We start from the raw sequence: 18,311 nt of genomic DNA, 5'->3' as shown, positions 1-18,311 counted from the left end.
ATCTGCACAGGCGGTCCGGGTCGCTTGCATACAGGAGGCGGCAGATGATCAGACTGTGCGGTTTCGCGTTGTCCAACTACTACAACAAGGTGAAGTTCGTGCTCCTCGAGTACGGCATCCCGTTCGAGGAAGTCACGGTGATGACGGGCCAGGACGAGGCGGTGCTCGCGCACTCGCCGCTCGGCAAGGTGCCGTTCATCCAGACCGCGGAGGGCGATCTCTGCGAGTCGCAGGCGATCGTCGAGTACCTGCACGCGCGCTATCCGGAGCGGGGCATCTTTGCGGCCGATCCATGGGAAGCGGCGAAGCAGCGCGAGATGATTGCGTTCGTCGACCTGCATCTCGAACTGGTGGCGCGCGATCTCTACAAGCAGGCGTTTTTTGGCGGCACGGTGACGGACGCGACCCGCGGACGCGTCGAGAAACTGCTGACGCGCCACATTGCGGGCTTCAGGCGGCTCGCGAAGTTCGGGCCTTACCTGTGCGGCGAGCGCTTCAGCGTCGCGGATGCGGCGGGCTTCGTGAGTCTGCCGCTCGTGGGGCTGGCGACGCGGCAGGTGTACGGCCGCGATCTGCTGCTCGAGGCCGGCGTGGACTGGAAGCGCTACGCGGAGCAGGTCGGCGAGCGGCCGGCCGCGCAGCGCGTGACGGCGGACCGCAAGGCGTTCATCGCGGCTAGCGCGCGCAACTGAAGCCGCGGTGCGGCCGCGGGCGCCGCCCCGCGGCGCGCCCCACGGCCGCGCGCCCGCTTGTGCGACGCGCGCGACGCCCGCTCGCGCGACGCGGGGCGTCGTGGGCGGCAGCGCGGGTCGCATCGGCGCGCTCCGTCCTACAGGCGTGCGAGCCGTTCGAGGGCGGTCGCGAGCGTGCTTTCCTGCTTCGCGAAGCAAAAACGCACGACGCCCGATTCGTGCGGCGCGTGATAGAACGCCGACACCGGAATCGCGGCCACGCCGATTTCGCTCGTCAGCCACTGGGCGAATTCGGCCTCGGGCAGATCGCTGATCGCCGAGTAGTCGACGCACTGGAAATAGGTGCCGGTGCAGGGCAGCAGCCGGAAACGCGTGTTCGCGAGACCGGCGCGGAACAGGTCGCGCTTCTTCTGATAGAACCCCGGCAACTCCAGATAGGGCAGCGGGTCGCGCATGTACGTGGCGAGGCCGATCTGCATCGGCGTGTTCACGGTGAACACGTTGAACTGATGGACCTTGCGGAATTCGGCGGTGAGCGCGGCGGGCGCCGCAACGTAGCCGACCTTCCAGCCGGTCACGTGATAGGTCTTGCCGAAGCTCGACACGACGAAGCTGCGCTGCGCGAGTTCCGGATAACGCGCGACGCTCTCGTGCGGCGCGCCGTCGTAGACCATGTGTTCGTAGACCTCGTCGGACAGGATCAGCACATTCGTGCCGCGCACGATCGCTTCCAGCCGGCGCATGTCGTGTTCGCGCCAGACGGTGCCGGTGGGATTATGCGGCGTGTTGATCAGCAGCAGCCGCGTGTTGGGCGTGATCGCGGCGGCGAGGCGCTCGAACGGGATCTGGTAGTCGGGCGCTTCGAGCGTGACGAATACCGGCTTGCCGCCCGCCAGTTCGATCGACGGCAGGTAGCTGTCGTAATTCGGTTCGATCACGATGACTTCGTCGCCGGGGCGCACGGTGCACAGGATCGCCGTGAGCAGCGCCTGGGTCGCGCCCGCGGTGACCGTGATCTCGCTGGCCGCGTCGTAGCGGCGCCCGTACAGGTGCGCGATCTTGTCCGCGATCGCCTCGCGCAGCGGCGCGGCGCCGGCCATCGGCGGGTACTGGTTGTGACCGCCGCGCATGGCGTTCGACACGGCGTCGACGATGCGCGGATCGCAATCGAAGTCCGGAAAACCCTGACCGAGGTTCACCGCGCCTTTTTCGGCGGCGAGCGCGCTCATCACGGTGAAGATCGTCGTGCCGACGTGCGGCAGGCGGGACGGAAACGACGGCGTCGTGGGCGGATCGTGCGGTGCGTTCATGGCGGCGGCGTGGAGACGGGGGTGATCGGGACGGTTCGAGACTCGATTGTAGGGAATCGCCGCGCGGCGTGCGCGTCAGACCGGCACCGGCTCGGCGGCCGCGACCAGGCAGGCCTTGACGAACGGCGCGGGCGGCGCGATCCGGAAGGCGAAATCGCGCGCGATGCGGCGGGCGAGCTTCAGCACCGCGCGATCCTTCGAGACCAGCCAGTCGGCGCCGGACGCGTGCGCGAGTTCGAGAAACTTCTGGTCGTCGCGGTCCTTGCAGCGCGGCAGCGGCCGGGGATCGTCCGGCACGGCCGGCTCGACGTGCCGCGCAAGGCGCCTGAGCGTGGCGAGCGCGGCGTCGCGGTCGAGCGCGCGCCGCACGAACTGCGGGTAATCGAGCACATGGACGAGTTCGGCGAGGCAGCGCGCGTCGATCAGCGCTTCGAGCGCGCCGGATTCGAGCGCGGCGCGGATCGGGCGGGTATGTGGATCGTCGAACACGAGAATGTCGATCCACACGTTCGAATCGAGGACGACGCGTGGGATGGGCGCGGCAGGGCAGGCAGGCATTCGTTACAATCGGGCTTTCGTCATCAACGCGAGGCACGGCGTGCCTGCAAGCTTCTATGATAATCGTTCTGTCGCCGGCGAAATCGCTCGACTATGAAACGCCCGCGCACATCAGCCGGCACACGATTCCCGACTTCGTCGACGACGCGGCCGAGCTGATCGGCGGGCTGCGCGAACTGTCGCCGCAGCAGATCGCGTCGCTGATGAGCATTTCGGATCCGCTCGCGCAACTGAATGTCGAGCGCTACGCGCGCTGGTCGCCGACGTTCGACACGCGCAACGCGAAGCAGGCGGTGCTCGCGTTCAACGGCGACGTCTACGAGGGCTTCGACGCCCGGTCGCTCACGGCGACCGATCTGGATTTCGCGCAGCAGCACGTGCGCGTGCTCTCCGGGCTCTACGGACTGCTGCGCCCGCTCGATCTGCTGCAGCCGTACCGGCTCGAAATGGGAACGCGCTTCGTCAATGCGCGCGGCAAGGATCTGTACGCGTTCTGGGGCGAGCGCATCACGCAGGCGCTGAACGCGCAACTGAAGGCGCGCCGGGGCGCGGCGCGCGTGCTGGTCAACTGCGCGTCGAACGAATACTTCAGGTCGGTCAAGCCGAAGCTGCTCGACGCGCCGGTGGTCACGCCGGTATTCGAGGACTGGAAGGGCGGGCGCTACAAGGTCATCAGCTTTCACGCGAAGCGCGCGCGCGGCCTGATGGCGCGCTATGCGGTCGAGAACCGGATCGGGACGCCTGCGCAACTGAAGGACTTCGACGCCGAAGGCTACGCGTTCGACGCCGCGGCATCGAACGACGCGACCTATGTGTTTCGGCGCCGCCTCGCAGGATGAGCGGCGTTTCTCCTGAATCCATCGCTGGCCAGCCGGGACATCTGCCATGAGTTTGTCGATCACGAGCAATTTCGACGCAGGCGCGATTGACGTGCTGTCCTGCGCGCAGGCCGACGCGATCCGGCTGCGCGTCCGGTGCGACAGCGCGGCCGGGTTCGCGCAGTGGTTCTACTTCTGCCTGTCCGGCGCGCGCGGCGAACGATGCGTGATGCGCTTCGAGAACGCCGCGGACTGCGCCTTCCCGGACGGCTGGCGCGACTACCAGGCGGTGGCGAGCTACGACCGCGTGAACTGGTTTCGCGTGCCGACCTCATACGACGGCCGCGTGTTGACGATCGAGCACACGCCCGAGTTCGATCGCATTTATTACGCGTACTTCGAGCCGTATGGCGAGGAGCGTCACGCGGCGTTTCTCGGCACCGTGCAGCAATTGCCGCACGCGCGCCTGACCGAGCTTGGCCGGACGGTCGAAGGCCGGCCCGTCACGCTGCTCACGCTCGGCCTCGGGCGCGACGACGTGCCGCGCAAGAAAGTCTGGATCATTGCGCGCCAGCATCCGGGCGAAACGATGGCCGAGTGGTTCGTCGAAGGGCTCGTGAAACGCCTCGCCGGCTGGGGCGACTGGGCGGGCGATCCGGTGGCGCGCAAGCTGGTCGGGCATGCGGTGTTTTATATCGTGCCGAACATGAATCCCGATGGCAGCGTGCACGGCAATCTGCGCACGAACGCGGCCGGCGCCAATCTGAACCGCGAATGGATGGCGCCGGATCCGGTGCGCAGCCCCGAGGTGCAGGTGGTGCGCGACGCGATCCATGCGAGCGGGTGCGACCTGTTCTTCGACATTCACGGCGACGAGGCGCTGCCGTATGTGTTCGTCGCGGGCTCGGAGATGCTGCCGGGGTTTACCGAGCGGCAAGGGCGCGAGCAAAGGGTGTTCATCGAGGCATTCAGGCGGGCGAGCCCGGACTTCCAGGATCAGCATGGGTATGCGGCGAGCAAGTATCGCGAGGATGCGCTCAAGCTCGCGTCCAAGTACATCGGCAATGCGTTCGGCTGTCTGTCGCTGACGCTCGAAATGCCGTTCAAGGACAATGCGAATTTGCCCGACGAGCGCGTCGGCTGGAACGGCGAGCGCAGTGCGGCACTCGGCGCGGCGATGCTGCAGGCGATTCTCGTGCATCTGGAAACGTTCGCGTAGAGCGGCGCCGCCGCGTTGTGCGGACGGGAAACGAAAAGCGGCGCACACGTTCGTTCACGTGTACGCCGCTTTTCGTTGCCGACGTGCGCGGCGGGCGTCAGTGCGTTTTCTTCTTCGTCACCTTCTTCTTGCTGCTTGTCCGCGATGACGGCGATGGGTGCCTGGTGACGTGCTTGCCGGTGATCCGCTTGCCGCTCACATGCCTGCCCTTGACCACATGGTGCCGTGCCGGCGCACGCGTGTAGTGCGGCCTGAGCGGCGGCACCGGATCGTTCCAGCTAAACGCGAGCATCTGGTTGCCCACGTAGCCGCAGCGGAATTTCAGCGCGGAAGGGTCGTCTGTGCCGTTCTGGCGTACCCCGAGTCCTTCGACGGTAACGATGGTGTCGACCTTCACGCGCTGCTTGCGCTCGTCGAACGAATCGTTCCACGGGGTGATCGACGAATGGGCGCTATCGAACGAGCTGGGTGGGAATTCGACGTGATCGAAGGCGGTCGAGGTACTGGCGACGAAGTCACCGTGTGCCGCACAGTCCGCAACGAGCGGGTTGGCGTGCATGTCGGTGATGTAGTGCTGGACGAGTTCGTTGTGCTGTTCGATCTGATCGGCGAATGCGGGAACAGGACACAGGAGCGCGGCGCTCGCTGCAACTGCCGCTAACCGGCCGGCCACCCGCAGCAACCGGCGCGGTAGGTAGGTGCAATCCATCTAGTTCGGTAAGGGCTATTGAGACATCAGGCAGATAAGATGCCTGACGACAGGAATGAGTTCAATCCTGACACAATTATTTTGCGCTGTCGTGGTAGGTCCTCTCGAGACGCGCGTGAACGCGCGAGAGACGCCACTGCGGCGTGCAGGGGTTTGTCAGACGCGCGGACCGCCTAGCCGGTAACGGCGCACGTCGTAGGTGGTGACCCAGGCTGGCCGGTAGATTGCGATCAGCGCGGTGGACATGCCGGTGAACCACGCCTCGCCGGTGGCGAGCAGCAGCACGCTGAACGCGTAGCCGACCGGCACGACGAGCAGCGAGCCGCCGGTAACGGCCACGTGCGTGGCCAGCGCGGCGAGCGATGTGAGACCCACCGCGATCGCCGGGGACATGAAGCCCTGACCGAAGATGAACATGAACAGGCTGCGCGGCAGCCAGGCGATACAAGCCCGTTGCAGCAGCGCCGAGATCCCGACCGGCAACGCGCCGTAGACCACGAACGTGAGCGCGATGCCCTCCCAGGAGGCGTCGAAGACGACTGCGGCGAGCCCTGTGACCGCGGCCATTGCAATCAGCGCGAGCGGCCAGTCGAACAGCGTGACCACGAGCGTGGCGCCGAGAAGATGGATCACGGTGCCGTCTTCGAGCCATGCATTGCTTGCCCACAGCACCGAGACGGCCACGATGATGGCGAGCCATACGTGCTGAAGCGTGGCGTCCTGCAGTCTTCGGAAGGGGGCTTTCCACAGCGCGAGCGCGAGCAGCAGCGTGGCGGCAATCCAGCCACCGACTGCGACCCATAGCGGAAGCGGTGTGTAGAGGAATCCCATATGCCTCATATTACTCGTTGGACGGAAAAAGGTGTGAGCGGATTCCATGCCAGCGCGGCTCGCGCCGCGCGCCTCGCCTTGCTGAGCGGACTCATTCGGGCTCGCTGTCGTCGGGTTCGCCGAACGGGACGCCCGGTTCGGCGGCCATCGGCAATGGGTCGCTCTCGTTGTCCGCCGGCAATGGGTAGGTGAACGCCGGCGGCGTGCGCGGACGCAGCGGCACGCTTCCCGCCTGACCCATCACCGGCTTGGGCGCGCTCTCGTCTTCGCCGCGCAGCACCTCCAGTTGCGAGGCGAGCCAGCCGTTGTAGAGCGCGACGGCAGCGGCGCGATTGGGTGCGCCGAGCTGCTGGAAGATGCTCGCCAGATGGATCTTGACGGTGCCTTCGCTGATGCCGAGGGTGCGAGCGATCATCTTGTTGGTGTTGCCCATATGGACGCAGCGCATGATCTGCTCCTGACGCGGCGACAGTCCGCTCGCGAGGCGGGCGCGCCGGCGCGGTGGGTTGGCTTCGGGTGGCGCGTGTGGTGGGCGCGGTGCGTGCGGCGGGTGCGGTGGCGCTTCGGGCGGCGGCACCGGCGTGAACGCAAGCGCGCCCGCCGGGACATAGTGTCCGCCGAGCAGCACGATTTCGAGTGCCCGCACGATCAGCCGCGGGTCCGTGGTGCGCGGAATCACGCCGAGCACGCCGCGCGACAGCAGGCCGTGAACGAATGGCTGCGATTGGTCGCCCGCCAGCACAGCGGTACGCAGGCCCACGTGCTCGGCGAGCAGCGGCCCGATTTCGGCGGCGGCCGTCGGGTCTTGCCAGTCGATTACCAGCAGGTCGTGCGGCTGGCGGCGCAAGATGCGGCTTGCCTGGCGCCAGTCGTGGGCTTCGTCAAAGCGTGCAAGGCGGTCGATCTGCCGCAGCAGTGCCTTGAGGCCGGCGCGTCGCTCCGCGTCCGGGCCGATAACCGAGAATCGCATGCCATGTCTCCTGATGAGTCGATGTAGGCGGCGGAGTGCGCCTTGCGACCAATGATGACAAATTCCTTGCGGTTTGACGGCCTGGCCGGAAGTCATAAGACAAATGACAAAAAAAAGCCCCGCTCGCGGCGGGGCCCGGACTGCGCGAACGCGCGGATCAATGGAAGTGCGGCTGTGCGGGGTCCGCGTCTTCCGGCATTTCCGCATGCACGATTTCGCCGAGCGGATCGGCGTAGAGCGGCACGCCGCAATCGTCGCAATATTCAGGCTCGAAGCGCCCCGCATGACGACGGATGTCGGTGACGCCGGTTTCCTTCAGCAGCGCGACGATTTCATCCAGCGGGCCGTTCGCGGCGTCGCTTTCCGGCAAGTCTTCTTCCTGGCCCGCTTCGCCGTTTTCTCGCCCGTAGAGCGGCCAGACGACGCCATAGATCACGTCGTTGCTGCCGCGGCGCGTAAAGCCGATACGGTATTCGTCGATGCGGCGCTCGCCAAAGCCGCCGATCACCGCGCGCAGATCGGCCGGGGCTGCGCTGATCGTATCGAACAGGTAGCGCACCGCCGTGCGCACCGTGTGCGGGCGCACCTGCTCGTCGGCGTCGCGGCAGGCCGAGTAGTAGGCATCGGGCAGCAGGCATTCGACCTCGCAGCCGGGCAGCGCGAGCGCGAGATTGGCGCCGCCTTGCGTCGCCCATTGCTCGAGGCACTGGCTGCGCTCGATCCGGTTGCCGTGTTCCTCTTCCTGCCAGCGGAACACCGGCGAGCCGACGGGCGCCGCGACGACAGCCAGCAGGAAGCGCGGGTCGGCGAGAATCGGAGAGGTTTCCGGCAGGTCGCCGAAATTGAGCCGCACGGTGCCGCCGGAGAGCGCGGCCTGGGTCAGTTGCTGGGCAAGACGCCAGGTTTCGACGTGGTGGCGCGGCAACTGGTCGATGCTGTAGAGAAACGGCGCCATCGCGACGCGCGTGCCGGTGGCGAGGACGTGTGCTTGCAGATGCGAGCGAAGCGCGTCGGCCGTGTCGGCCTTTAGCGAACCGGACGGGATGGCGTAACGCGTCCAGGCCAGCACGGGCGCGGCGATCAGCAGGGCCTCGTACGGGGCGCCCTCATGCTCGACGAGGAAAGACTCGCTGTGCGTTTCGGCCATGTCGGCGAGTGCCCCGTATGCATCCGGGTGATTCTGCTGCAGGTGATCGAGCGCAGCGTCCAGCGTGGTCTGGTTGGCGTTGCGGACGATCTTTGCCAGCAGCGCATCGAGCTTCGCTTCCCAGAAGCGGTCTTCGGTGCGGCTGCCCGACGCGAATAGCGCGAGCGAGAGTCCGACGAGCTTGTCGGCATCGGGAGGGAGACGTTTGGCGATTCGCGAGCGCATAAATCAGGGATTTGGGGTGCACAGAACCCTACATTCTATTCGTTTCTGCGCGGCCTTACCGGTTATGCGCGGACAGGCGCGTCCGACGGGCCGCGGCCGACCTTCGCAGGGCGGCCTGGCGGCCGTGCCGCCGGCCTCCTCCAGGGGGCGTCCCGCCCTCTATACTGGCGGGATCCGGCCCGGCGGGCCGCAGACGTGCAACGAGGAGAAGCCTTGAAATCGGACCAACTGATCGAGCAGCTGGCCGCCGTGTTTGCATTGATCGTGCTGGTGGGCGGCTCGCTGCTGGTGCTTGCTCCGTTCACGACGGCGCTGCTGTGGGGGGCGATCCTGAGTTATACGTCATGGGGGCTGTACTGCCGGGTGACGAGGTGGGTCGGCGGGCGGCGCAGGCTGGCGGCGTTGCTGATTGTGTTGCTCATCCTGGTCGTGGTGCTCGGGCCGTTCGTCTACGCGGGTTTCGCGTTCGGGGCGCATGCCCGTCAGATGGTTGCGCTGGTACAGCGGCTGTTTGGATCGGGGTTGCCGGATTTGCCGGCATGGGTCATCCGGATTCCGATTGCCGGTCCGAATATCGATGCGTTCTGGGGGCGTCTCGCAAGCGGCAGCTCGGAACTGGCCACGCAGCTGCACACACTGGCTGCGCCTGCGGGACGATGGATCCTGGGCGCGGCCATTGCGGTCACGCACGGGCTGGGGTTGCTCGCATTGAGCATCGTGCTGGCATTCTTTTTCTACACGGGGGGCGAGGGTGCCGCTGCGTGGCTGAATGCGGGTATGCGCCGTATCGCCGGCGAGCGTGCCGAGTACCTGCTTGCGCTGGCGGGCAGCACCGTGCGAGGGGTGGTGTACGGCATTCTCGGCACGGCGCTCGTGCAGGGTGTGCTGGCCGGCGTGGGATGCTGGGTTGCGGGGGTGCCGGCACCGGCTTTGCTGGGACTGGCCACGTTCTTTCTGTCGGTGATCCCGGGCGGCCCGGTACTCGTCTGGTTGCCGGCGGCCATCTGGCTTTTTCACGGCGGTTCGACGGGATGGGCCGTTTTTCTTTTCGTCTGGGGCGTGCTCGTGGTCAGCATGGCAGATAACGTGATCAAGCCGATCCTGATCGGCAAGAGCAGTGACATGCCGCTGATCCTCGTGATGCTGGGGATTCTCGGCGGTGCGCTGGCGTTCGGCTTTCTGGGTGTCTTTATCGGCCCGACGTTGCTGGCGGTTGCCTACACGGTATTGCACGACTGGGCGATTGGTCCGGTGCGGGCGAAGCATCCGGCGCACGATCCGGTGGAGCCTGGCCAATAAGCCAGGTGGTCAGCGGCCTCGCTTTTTCATTTTTTCACGCGATCGTCACTGGGCTGCAAATTTTTTCGCAGGTGGAGTTGACGGGGGGGAGGAGGTTCTGCATAATCTCGTTTCTCTGCTGCAGACGCAGCAACGCAGCGAAGCAGCGCCGGAGTGAACAGGGCAGTAGCGGGGCGCAGCACGCAGCGAATGTTCTTTAAAAACATACAGCCGATAAGTGTGGGCACTTGATGCAGGGCGCGCAGCGCGGGGTTCGCAAGAGCCGCGCGCAGGGCAAAAGTATCAAAGTGTCTCACACAGTATTGAAAGGAAGGTCAGGGCTGCTTCGTCAAGGGGCAGGGCCTGGCCACAACGTCAGTACGTTGAGTGAGCGACCGGTTTAGCGGGAGACCGCGGAACCGAAAACAGTAACAGGTTTGAACTGAAGAGTTTGATCCTGGCTCAGATTGAACGCTGGCGGCATGCCTTACACATGCAAGTCGGACGGCAGCGCGGGCTTCGGCCTGGCGGCGAGTGGCGAACGGGTGAGTAATACATCGGAACGTGTCCAGTAGTGGGGGATAGCCCGGCGAAAGCCGGATTAATACCGCATACGATCTGTGGATGAAAGCGGGGGACCTTCGGGCCTCGCGCTACAGGGGCGGCCGATGGCAGATTAGCTAGTTGGTGGGGTAAAGGCCTACCAAGGCGACGATCTGTAGCTGGTCTGAGAGGACGACCAGCCACACTGGGACTGAGACACGGCCCAGACTCCTACGGGAGGCAGCAGTGGGGAATTTTGGACAATGGGGGCAACCCTGATCCAGCAATGCCGCGTGTGTGAAGAAGGCCTTCGGGTTGTAAAGCACTTTTGTCCGGAAAGAAAACCTTTGAGCTAATACCTCGTGGGGATGACGGTACCGGAAGAATAAGCACCGGCTAACTACGTGCCAGCAGCCGCGGTAATACGTAGGGTGCGAGCGTTAATCGGAATTACTGGGCGTAAAGCGTGCGCAGGCGGTGCTGTAAGACCGATGTGAAATCCCCGGGCTTAACCTGGGAACTGCATTGGTGACTGCAGCGCTGGAGTATGGCAGAGGGGGGTGGAATTCCACGTGTAGCAGTGAAATGCGTAGAGATGTGGAGGAACACCGATGGCGAAGGCAGCCCCCTGGGCCAATACTGACGCTCATGCACGAAAGCGTGGGGAGCAAACAGGATTAGATACCCTGGTAGTCCACGCCCTAAACGATGTCAACTGGTTGTCGGGCCTTCATTGGCTTGGTAACGTAGCTAACGCGTGAAGTTGACCGCCTGGGGAGTACGGTCGCAAGATTAAAACTCAAAGGAATTGACGGGGACCCGCACAAGCGGTGGATGATGTGGATTAATTCGATGCAACGCGAAAAACCTTACCTACCCTTGACATGGATGGAACCCCGCTGAGAGGTGGGGGTGCCCGAAAGGGAGCCGTCACACAGGTGCTGCATGGCTGTCGTCAGCTCGTGTCGTGAGATGTTGGGTTAAGTCCCGCAACGAGCGCAACCCTTGTCCCTAGTTGCTACGCAAGAGCACTCCAGGGAGACTGCCGGTGACAAACCGGAGGAAGGTGGGGATGACGTCAAGTCCTCATGGCCCTTATGGGTAGGGCTTCACACGTCATACAATGGTCGGAACAGAGGGTAGCCAAGCCGCGAGGTGGAGCCAATCCCAGAAAACCGGTCGTAGTCCGGATCGCACTCTGCAACTCGAGTGCGTGAAGCTGGAATCGCTAGTAATCGCGGATCAGCATGCCGCGGTGAATACGTTCCCGGGTCTTGTACACACCGCCCGTCACACCATGGGAGTGGGTTTTGCCAGAAGTGGCTAGTCTAACCGCAAGGAGGACGGTCACCACGGCAGGATTCATGACTGGGGTGAAGTCGTAACAAGGTAGCCGTATCGGAAGGTGCGGCTGGATCACCTCCTTTCCAGAGCCTGCGCCATGGCGCAAGTGCTCACGCTTATCGGCTGTAGGCATGACAGACTCAGGGGTCTGTAGCTCAGTTGGTTAGAGCACCGTCTTGATAAGGCGGGGGTCGCTGGTTCGAATCCAGCCAGACCCACCAATCTGTCGGAGGCGGGCCCCTGGGGGAAGACATGGGGGGCATAGCTCAGCTGGGAGAGCACCTGCTTTGCAAGCAGGGGGTCGTCGGTTCGATCCCGTCTGCCTCCACCAGTCCTCAATGCACGAAGCGCCTGCGGTGGCAGGGCCTGCGTGCATTGGCGATTGAGCCAGTCATGGCGGCGCGCACAGGGTGTGCGCCGGCTGTCGTTCTTTAACAATCAGGAAGAAGTAGTAAAGAGATTGGCCGAAAGCATCTCGAGATGGATGCGAGTAGGTGAATCAGGGTTGTGATTGTATCGATGTATCTCAGGGCCCTCGGAAGAGGGCAGTGGAATACGGCACAACGCGAAAACTCAACCTGTAGCGGGAAGGTGTCGGAAGAGACACACCTGTTATAGGGTCAAGCGAACAAGTGCATGTGGTGGATGCCTTGGCGATCACAGGCGATGAAGGACGCGGTAGCCTGCGAAAAGCTGCGGGGAGCTGGCAAACGAGCTTTGATCCGCAGATGTCCGAATGGGGAAACCCACTCCGAATGGAGTATCCGTGGCTGAATACATAGGCCATGTGAAGCGAACGCGGCGAACTGAAACATCTAAGTAGCCGCAGGAAAAGAAATCAACCGAGATTCCCAGAGTAGTGGCGAGCGAAATGGGAGCAGCCTGTACTCTTTATCTGCATTGTCAGCTGAACGCTCTGGAAAGTGCGGCCATAGTGGGTGATAGCCCCGTAGGCGAAGGCAGTGTGGAAGAACTGGGTGTACGACAAGTAGGGCGGGACACGTGAAATCCTGTCTGAAGATGGGGGGACCATCCTCCAAGGCTAAATACTCGTGATCGACCGATAGTGAACCAGTACCGTGAGGGAAAGGCGAAAAGAACCCCGGGAGGGGAGTGAAAGAGATCCTGAAACCGCATGCATACAAACAGTCGGAGCCTCGCAAGGGGTGACGGCGTACCTTTTGTATAATGGGTCAGCGACTTACATTCAGTGGCGAGCTTAACCGAATAGGGCAGGCGTAGCGAAAGCGAGTCCGAACAGGGCGTCCAGTCGCTGGGTGTAGACCCGAAACCAGGTGATCTATCCATGGCCAGGCTGAAGGCACGGTAACACGTGCTGGAGGGCCGAACCCACTAACGTTGAAAAGTTAGGGGATGAGCTGTGGATAGGGGTGAAAGGCTAAACAAACCTGGAAATAGCTGGTTCTCTCCGAAAACTATTTAGGTAGTGCCTCGTGTATCACCTTCGGGGGTAGAGCACTGTCATGGTTGAGGGGTCCATTGCGGATTACCTCGCCATAGCAAACTCCGAATACCGAAGAGTGCAATCACGGGAGACAGACATCGGGTGCTAACGTCCGGTGTCAAGAGGGAAACAACCCAGACCGCCAGCTAAGGTCCCGAAATATGGCTAAGTGGGAAACGAAGTGGGAAGGCTAAAACAGTCAGGAGGTTGGCTTAGAAGCAGCCACCCTTTAAAGAAAGCGTAATAGCTCACTGATCGAGTCGTCCTGCGCGGAAGATGTAACGGGGCTAAGCCATATACCGAAGCTGCGGATGCACAGCAATGTGCATGGTAGGAGAGCGTTCCGTAAGCCTGCGAAGGTGCACCGGAAGGTGTGCTGGAGGTATCGGAAGTGCGAATGCTGACATGAGTAGCGATAAAGGGGGTGAAAGGCCCCCTCGCCGTAAGCCCAAGGTTTCCTACGCAACGTTCATCGGCGTAGGGTGAGTCGGCCCCTAAGGCGAGGCAGAAATGCGTAGCTGATGGGAAGCAGGTCAATATTCCTGCACCAGTGTGAAATGCGATGGGGGGACGGATCGCGGAAGGTTGTCCGGGTGTTGGAAGTCCCGGTCGCTGCGTTGGAGAAGGTGCTCTGGCAAATCCGGGCACGGGATTCAAGGGCGTGGCGCGAGCTTCTCCGGAAGCGAAGCAACTGGAAGGGGTTCCAGGAAAAGCCTCTAAGCTTCAGTTTCACATTGACCGTACCGCAAACCGACACAGGTGGGCGAGATGAGTATTCCAAGGCGCTTGAGAGAACTCGGGAGAAGGAACTCGGCAAACTGGTACCGTAACTTCGGGATAAGGTACGCCCTTGTAGCTTGACAGGCCTGCGCCTGGAGGGTGAAAGGGTTGCAATAAACTGGTGGCTGCGACTGTTTAATAAAAACACAGCACTCTGCAAACACGAAAGTGGACGTATAGGGTGTGACGCCTGCCCGGTGCCGGAAGATTAAATGATGGGGTGCAAGCTCTTGATTGAAGTCCCGGTAAACGGCGGCCGTAACTATAACGGTCCTAAGGTAGCGAAATTCCTTGTCGGGTAAGTTCCGACCTGCACGAATGGCGTAACGATGGCCACACTGTCTCCTCCCGAGACTCAGCGAAGTTGAAGTGTTTGTGATGATGCAATCTCCCCGCGGCTAGACGGAAAGACCCCATGAACCTTTACTGCAGCTTTGCATTGGACTTTGAACCGGCCTGTGTAGGATAGGTGGGAGGCTGTGAAGCGTGAACGCCAGTTTGCGTGGAGCCGTCCTTGAAATACCACCCTGGCTTGTTTGAGGTTCTAACCTTGGGCCCTGAAGCGGGTCTGGGGACAGTGCATGGCAGGCAGTTTGACTGGGGCGGTCTCCTCCCAAAGTGTAACGGAGGAGTACGAAGGTACGCTAGGTACGGTCGGAAATCGTGCTGATAGTGCAATGGCATAAGCGTGCTTGACTGTGAGACTGACAAGTCGAACAGGTGCGAAAGCAGGTCATAGTGATCCGGTGGTTCTGTATGGAAGGGCCATCGCTCAACGGATAAAAGGTACTCTGGGGATAACAGGCTGATACCGCCCAAGAGTTCATATCGACGGCGGTGTTTGGCACCTCGATGTCGGCTCATCTCATCCTGGGGCTGTAGCCGGTCCCAAGGGTATGGCTGTTCGCCATTTAAAGAGGTACGTGAGCTGGGTTTAAAACGTCGTGAGACAGTTTGGTCCCTATCTGCCGTGGGCGCTGGAAGTTTGAGGGGGCCTGCTCCTAGTACGAGAGGACCGGAGTGGACGAACCTCTGGTGTACCGGTTGTCACGCCAGTGGCATCGCCGGGTAGCTATGTTCGGAAGAGATAACCGCTGAAAGCATCTAAGCGGGAAACTCGCCTCAAGATGAGACTTCCCCGGGGCTTCGAGCCCCTTGAAGGGTCGTTCAAGACCAGGACGTTGATAGGTCAGGTGTGGAAGCGCAGTAATGCGTTAAGCTAACTGATACTAATTGCCCGTAAGGCTTGATCCTATAACCGGTGTGTTTCGCCGCCCCCGAACCGGGATGCGCGGCAGACCACCCGGGTTGAGATCGCGTGTTGTGCCTGAAACAACGCAACCCCGCTTCAGCATCCCTCTTTACGCTTCTTCCCGATTGGCTGCGGCGCCGTGCCGGCGACGCAGCAACCCGTCATGCCTGATGACCATAGCGAGTCGGTCCCACCCCTTCCCATCCCGAACAGGACCGTGAAACGACTCCACGCCGATGATAGTGCGGATTCCCGTGTGAAAGTAGGTAATCGTCAGGCTCCTCATGCCCTCGCTCCGAACCCCGTCCACCTCCGTGGCGGGGTTCGGCCGTTTACGGACTGGACATGCGCGCCGTCAATCCGCGCGTCTGGATTCCAGCGCATATCGAACTACCAGGGAACGGTACGACCGAGATAATCGACGTACTGCAAGCCCGGCGTACCCCGCTTCGATAGCAACACGTCCACGAGACCCGGTACGTTCTCCTCAATACCGAATGGCGCATCCGGGCCGCCCAGCGCGGTGCGGATCCATCCCGGCGCCATTAGCGTCATTGCGCGTGCCGAATCCCCGTGGCGGCCTGCAAAGCTACGCATGACTTTGTCGTAGCAAAATTCCATCCGCCGCGATCATCCGATTGTCCATCGTAAGCGGCCAGCCATCCCATCTTGACGCGCGAGGAAGGAGTTAGCTGGTCGCGGCCGGTTGCCATCGATGCGGCAGCAACGAGGCGATATCGCTATGCCGGTGTGTCGGCAGTCGCGTGAGAACATCCTTGAGATACGCTTGCGGCTCATGGCCGTTGAGTTGCGCTGACCGGATGAGGCTCATGATCGCGGCTGAACGTTGACCGGCACGAAGTGATCCGGCAAACAGCCAGTTGTTGCGTCCGACAGCCCACGGGCGGATCTGGTTCTCAACCCAGTTGTTATCGATCGGCACAGCCCCGTCGTCGAGATAGCGCGTCAGCGCTTCCCACCGGTTGAGCGTGTAGTCCAGCGCCTTCGCTATCGCCGAGCCCTCGGAGACGATCCGGCGATGTGTGATCAGCCACTCGTGAAGTGCATCGCACACTGGCCTGGCTCGATGCTGTCGAAGCTGGTATCGGGCGTCATCGTTCAGTGCTGCGGCGTCGCGCTCGACATCGTAGAGCGCGGCGAAGAACGGTAGTGCCTGCTTCGCCACCTCGCTGCTGTGGTTGGCATGCAGTTCGTAGAATTTGCGCCGTGCGTGCGCAGCGCACCCGATCTCGGTGATGCCCTGCTGGAACGATGCCTTGTAGCCGCTGAAGTCGTCGCATACCAGCTTGCCATGCCAGCCATCGAGGAACGCCCGGGCATGCTCTCCAGCACGGCTGCTGGCGAAGTCGTAGACCACGGCGCGCAACCCGCTGAGCTGGGTGGACGTATACGCCCACAGGTACGCCCGATGTGTTTTGCCTTTGCCGGGACTGAGCATCTGTACCGGTGTCTCGTCTGCGTGCAGCACGGCCTGCTTCAGCATCTCCTGTCGGAGCGCGTCCACCAGCGGCTGCAGTTGCACTCCGCACGCGCCGACCCACGCCCCCAGCGTCGACCTCGGAATGGCGAGACCGGCACGCGCAAAGATCTGTTCCTGACGATACAGCGGGAGGTGGTCGGCGAATTTGTTGACCAGTACCGACGCCAGCAGCCCCGTGGTCGGGATGCCCTTGTCGATCACATGCGCCGGCACGGGGGCCTGGATCAACGTCTCGCAGTTGCGGCATACCCACTTGCCCCGGATATGCCGCTCTACCGTGAACACGCCCGGCGTGTAGTCCAGCTTCTCACTGACGTCCTCGCCAATGCGGACACGTTCGCAACCACACCGGCAGGTCGTGCTGTCCGGCTCGTGCTGGATCTCGATGCGCGGTAACTGCGCAGGCAGAACCGATCGCTTCGGCTGTTCGCGCTGTGTGACTGTGGCGGGTTGCAGTTGCTCCAGCTCGATCTCGATGGCGGCCAGATCGCCATCGATCGCCTCGTCGAGCAGGTTCATCTGTTCACCGTTGAACTGCTCGCTGCGACGGCCGAACTGCTGGCGCTTGAGAATCGAGATCTCATGCGTCAGATGGTCGATACGTGTCTGCCGGAAGCGCAGTTCGCGGTCACGCTCGCTGACTTCACGCGCCTTCGCCTCGATCTCCAGATCCTTTGCCTGAACCTGAGCCGCGAGCTGCGCTGCCAGCGTGCGCAGTTGTTCCGGGCTGAGGGCTTCGAGATCGGATGGCAGGTTCATGCGAATCAGTCTGCCAGAAGCCAGCAACCCGGAGAAGCGAAACAGTTTACGCCGCCATCAGACGATCCGGATCACGCTGTCCGGTCCGACGCGTTGCCACGGCAGGCCCAGCACAAGCGCCGCGAGCTGTTCGTGCGTGAGGGTGTGCTGCTTCGGCTCGCTGCCGACAGGTGGCCAGCTGAACTGACCTTGATTCAGGCGCCGGGCGGCCAGCCAGATGCCGAAACCGTCGTGAATCAGAACCTTCACGCGGTTGGCGCGGCGATTGGCGAACAGGTACGCGTGGTGAGGATGTGCAGCGCCGAACACCTTGACCACGCGCGCCAGTGCCGTATCGAAACCCGCACGCATGTCCAGCGGTTCAACAGCCAGCCAGATCTCGTCGACCTGGATCACCTCAGCCACTCGCGCAGCCAGGCCGCGCATTGCGTTGCCTCCGAGACCGGCCAGCTCACTGTGACCGACTGGTTGCCGCGATGCACTTCGATCCGGATCTCTGCGGGGCGCACACTCCGCTGCTCCAGCGCGACTGGAACAAACGTCGGCGACGGTAACGGCTGCACTTCTGACGGGCGCCCCGGCATTCCACGCGGCAATCTGCCTTCGGCCTGATCAATCCAGCGTCGCAGCAGGTTCGCGTTGAGCCCATGCTCCAGCGCGACCGCTGAGACCGAAACGCCCGTGGCCTGGCAGGCGGCTACCACTTCGGCCTTGAACTGTTCGCTGTAGCGTCGCCGGCGACGGCGCTCCGTCGGAGCGCGTTCTTCGATAGTGTTCACGTGTCCACTTATTTGCTCTTAGTGGACGCGATACTCGCAAGTGCTTGAGCGGCATTCAAGGTGACTTGGCCGGACGCTTACTGTCCATCTTTCCCTTCCGTCAAAAATCCCCACGCTGGCATATTAAAAGT

At 62.7% G+C, this 18,311-nt stretch carries 13 protein-coding genes, 2 tRNA genes, 3 rRNA genes and 1 pseudogene; 9 read left to right on the top strand and 10 right to left on the bottom strand.

Translation table 11 applies throughout. The features are described from left to right. Nucleotides 1–44: 44 nt before the first annotated feature. Nucleotides 45–692 (top strand): glutathione S-transferase family protein, encoded by a 648-nt coding sequence (locus AC3AP7_RS10810; protein WP_475763186.1) that lies wholly within the window; start codon nucleotides 45–47, stop codon nucleotides 690–692. A 137-nt stretch (nucleotides 693–829) separates the two neighbouring features. Here the strand turns inward: AC3AP7_RS10810 and AC3AP7_RS10805 are convergent, their stop codons facing one another. Then, a complete protein-coding gene (locus AC3AP7_RS10805) occupies nucleotides 830–2,002 on the bottom strand; it encodes a pyridoxal phosphate-dependent aminotransferase (protein WP_475763188.1) in 1,173 nt (390 codons plus the stop codon). Nucleotides 2,003–2,077: 75 nt separating this feature from the next. Continuing rightward, nucleotides 2,078–2,560 (bottom strand): putative toxin-antitoxin system toxin component, PIN family, encoded by a 483-nt coding sequence (locus AC3AP7_RS10800; protein ID WP_475763190.1) that lies wholly within the window; start codon nucleotides 2,558–2,560, stop codon nucleotides 2,078–2,080. A 56-nt stretch (nucleotides 2,561–2,616) separates the two neighbouring features. On the opposite strand from AC3AP7_RS10800, the gene yaaA reads away from it, so the two are divergent. Further along, nucleotides 2,617–3,399, top strand: coding sequence for a peroxide stress protein YaaA (gene yaaA / locus AC3AP7_RS10795; protein ID WP_475763192.1), 783 nt, complete (start codon nucleotides 2,617–2,619; stop codon nucleotides 3,397–3,399). Between the two features lie 46 nt (nucleotides 3,400–3,445). After that, nucleotides 3,446–4,597, top strand: coding sequence for a M14 family metallopeptidase (locus AC3AP7_RS10790; RefSeq protein ID WP_475763194.1), 1,152 nt, complete (start codon nucleotides 3,446–3,448; stop codon nucleotides 4,595–4,597). Between the two features lie 97 nt (nucleotides 4,598–4,694). On the opposite strand, the gene AC3AP7_RS10785 is transcribed toward AC3AP7_RS10790, so the two are convergent. The 4 genes from AC3AP7_RS10785 to AC3AP7_RS10770 form a co-directional block, all read right to left on the bottom strand. Continuing rightward, nucleotides 4,695–5,306: a BspC domain-containing protein gene (locus tag AC3AP7_RS10785; RefSeq protein WP_475763196.1), complete on the bottom strand. Its 612-nt coding sequence runs from the start codon at nucleotides 5,304–5,306 to the stop codon at nucleotides 4,695–4,697. 156 nt (nucleotides 5,307–5,462) lie between these two features. Next, nucleotides 5,463–6,137 (bottom strand): energy-coupling factor ABC transporter permease, encoded by a 675-nt coding sequence (locus AC3AP7_RS10780; RefSeq protein WP_475763198.1) that lies wholly within the window; start codon nucleotides 6,135–6,137, stop codon nucleotides 5,463–5,465. Between the two features lie 91 nt (nucleotides 6,138–6,228). Next, the gene (locus AC3AP7_RS10775) at nucleotides 6,229–7,107 is read right to left on the bottom strand and encodes a helix-turn-helix transcriptional regulator (protein WP_475763201.1); all 879 of its coding nucleotides are present in this window, start codon (nucleotides 7,105–7,107) and stop codon (nucleotides 6,229–6,231) included. A gap of 157 nt (nucleotides 7,108–7,264) precedes the next feature. Then, nucleotides 7,265–8,479 (bottom strand): DUF2863 family protein, encoded by a 1,215-nt coding sequence (locus tag AC3AP7_RS10770; protein WP_475763203.1) that lies wholly within the window; start codon nucleotides 8,477–8,479, stop codon nucleotides 7,265–7,267. A 213-nt stretch (nucleotides 8,480–8,692) separates the two neighbouring features. Here AC3AP7_RS10770 and AC3AP7_RS10765 point away from each other — a divergent pair, with 213 nt between their 5' ends. The 6 genes from AC3AP7_RS10765 (at nucleotide 8,693) to rrf (ending at nucleotide 15,420) form a co-directional block, all read left to right on the top strand. Then, nucleotides 8,693–9,778: an AI-2E family transporter gene (locus AC3AP7_RS10765; RefSeq protein ID WP_475763205.1), complete on the top strand. Its 1,086-nt coding sequence runs from the start codon at nucleotides 8,693–8,695 to the stop codon at nucleotides 9,776–9,778. Between the two features lie 418 nt (nucleotides 9,779–10,196). Further along, nucleotides 10,197–11,727 (top strand): 16S ribosomal RNA (locus AC3AP7_RS10760). 61 nt (nucleotides 11,728–11,788) lie between these two features. Beyond that, a tRNA-Ile gene (locus tag AC3AP7_RS10755) sits at nucleotides 11,789–11,865 on the top strand. Between the two features lie 34 nt (nucleotides 11,866–11,899). After that, nucleotides 11,900–11,975: transfer RNA gene (locus AC3AP7_RS10750), tRNA-Ala, on the top strand. A gap of 287 nt (nucleotides 11,976–12,262) precedes the next feature. Then, nucleotides 12,263–15,143, top strand: a 23S ribosomal RNA gene (locus tag AC3AP7_RS10745). 164 nt (nucleotides 15,144–15,307) lie between these two features. Then, a 5S ribosomal RNA gene (gene rrf / locus AC3AP7_RS10740) occupies nucleotides 15,308–15,420 on the top strand. Together the 16S, 23S and 5S rRNA genes with 2 tRNA genes alongside form the textbook arrangement of a ribosomal RNA operon. A 111-nt stretch (nucleotides 15,421–15,531) precedes the next feature. Here rrf and AC3AP7_RS10735 read toward each other — a convergent pair. The 4 genes and pseudogenes from AC3AP7_RS10735 to tnpA form a co-directional block, all read right to left on the bottom strand. Beyond that, a pseudogene (locus AC3AP7_RS10735) lies at nucleotides 15,532–15,747 on the bottom strand (3-oxoacyl-ACP reductase); the annotation flags it as partial. An 82-nt stretch (nucleotides 15,748–15,829) separates the two neighbouring features. Beyond that, on the bottom strand, nucleotides 15,830–17,401 hold the full coding sequence (gene tnpC / locus AC3AP7_RS10730) for an IS66 family transposase (RefSeq protein ID WP_475763207.1): 1,572 nt from the start codon (nucleotides 17,399–17,401) through the stop codon (nucleotides 15,830–15,832). A 57-nt stretch (nucleotides 17,402–17,458) separates the two neighbouring features. After that, entirely contained in the window at nucleotides 17,459–17,797 is a 339-nt protein-coding gene (tnpB, locus tag AC3AP7_RS10725; protein ID WP_475763209.1) for an IS66 family insertion sequence element accessory protein TnpB, read from the bottom strand. Then, nucleotides 17,794–18,180, bottom strand: coding sequence for an IS66-like element accessory protein TnpA (gene tnpA / locus AC3AP7_RS10720; RefSeq protein WP_475763211.1), 387 nt, complete (start codon nucleotides 18,178–18,180; stop codon nucleotides 17,794–17,796). The genes tnpB and tnpA overlap by 4 nt, the downstream gene beginning before the upstream one ends. Nucleotides 18,181–18,311: the final 131 nt, after the last annotated feature.

The sequence above is a fragment of the Paraburkholderia sp. PAMB 6770 genome, assembly GCF_057748135.1.
Note: the sequence above shows the minus strand (reverse complement) of the source record. Positions and strands in the feature narration are given on the sequence as shown.

Excerpts from the sequence above, each read along its gene's own strand:
- AC3AP7_RS10810 (WP_475763186.1), top strand. The coding sequence starts at position 45 with ATGATCAGACTGTGCGGTTTCGCGTTGTCCAACTACTACAACAAGGTG.
- AC3AP7_RS10805 (WP_475763188.1), bottom strand. The coding sequence starts at position 2,002 with ATGAACGCACCGCACGATCCGCCCACGACGCCGTCGTTTCCGTCCCGC.
- AC3AP7_RS10800 (WP_475763190.1), bottom strand. The coding sequence starts at position 2,560 with ATGCCTGCCTGCCCTGCCGCGCCCATCCCACGCGTCGTCCTCGATTCG.
- yaaA (WP_475763192.1), top strand. The coding sequence starts at position 2,617 with ATGATAATCGTTCTGTCGCCGGCGAAATCGCTCGACTATGAAACGCCC.
- AC3AP7_RS10790 (WP_475763194.1), top strand. The coding sequence starts at position 3,446 with ATGAGTTTGTCGATCACGAGCAATTTCGACGCAGGCGCGATTGACGTG.
- AC3AP7_RS10785 (WP_475763196.1), bottom strand. The coding sequence starts at position 5,306 with ATGGATTGCACCTACCTACCGCGCCGGTTGCTGCGGGTGGCCGGCCGG.
- AC3AP7_RS10780 (WP_475763198.1), bottom strand. The coding sequence starts at position 6,137 with ATGGGATTCCTCTACACACCGCTTCCGCTATGGGTCGCAGTCGGTGGC.
- AC3AP7_RS10775 (WP_475763201.1), bottom strand. The coding sequence starts at position 7,107 with ATGCGATTCTCGGTTATCGGCCCGGACGCGGAGCGACGCGCCGGCCTC.
- AC3AP7_RS10770 (WP_475763203.1), bottom strand. The coding sequence starts at position 8,479 with ATGCGCTCGCGAATCGCCAAACGTCTCCCTCCCGATGCCGACAAGCTC.
- tnpC (WP_475763207.1), bottom strand. The coding sequence starts at position 17,401 with ATGAACCTGCCATCCGATCTCGAAGCCCTCAGCCCGGAACAACTGCGC.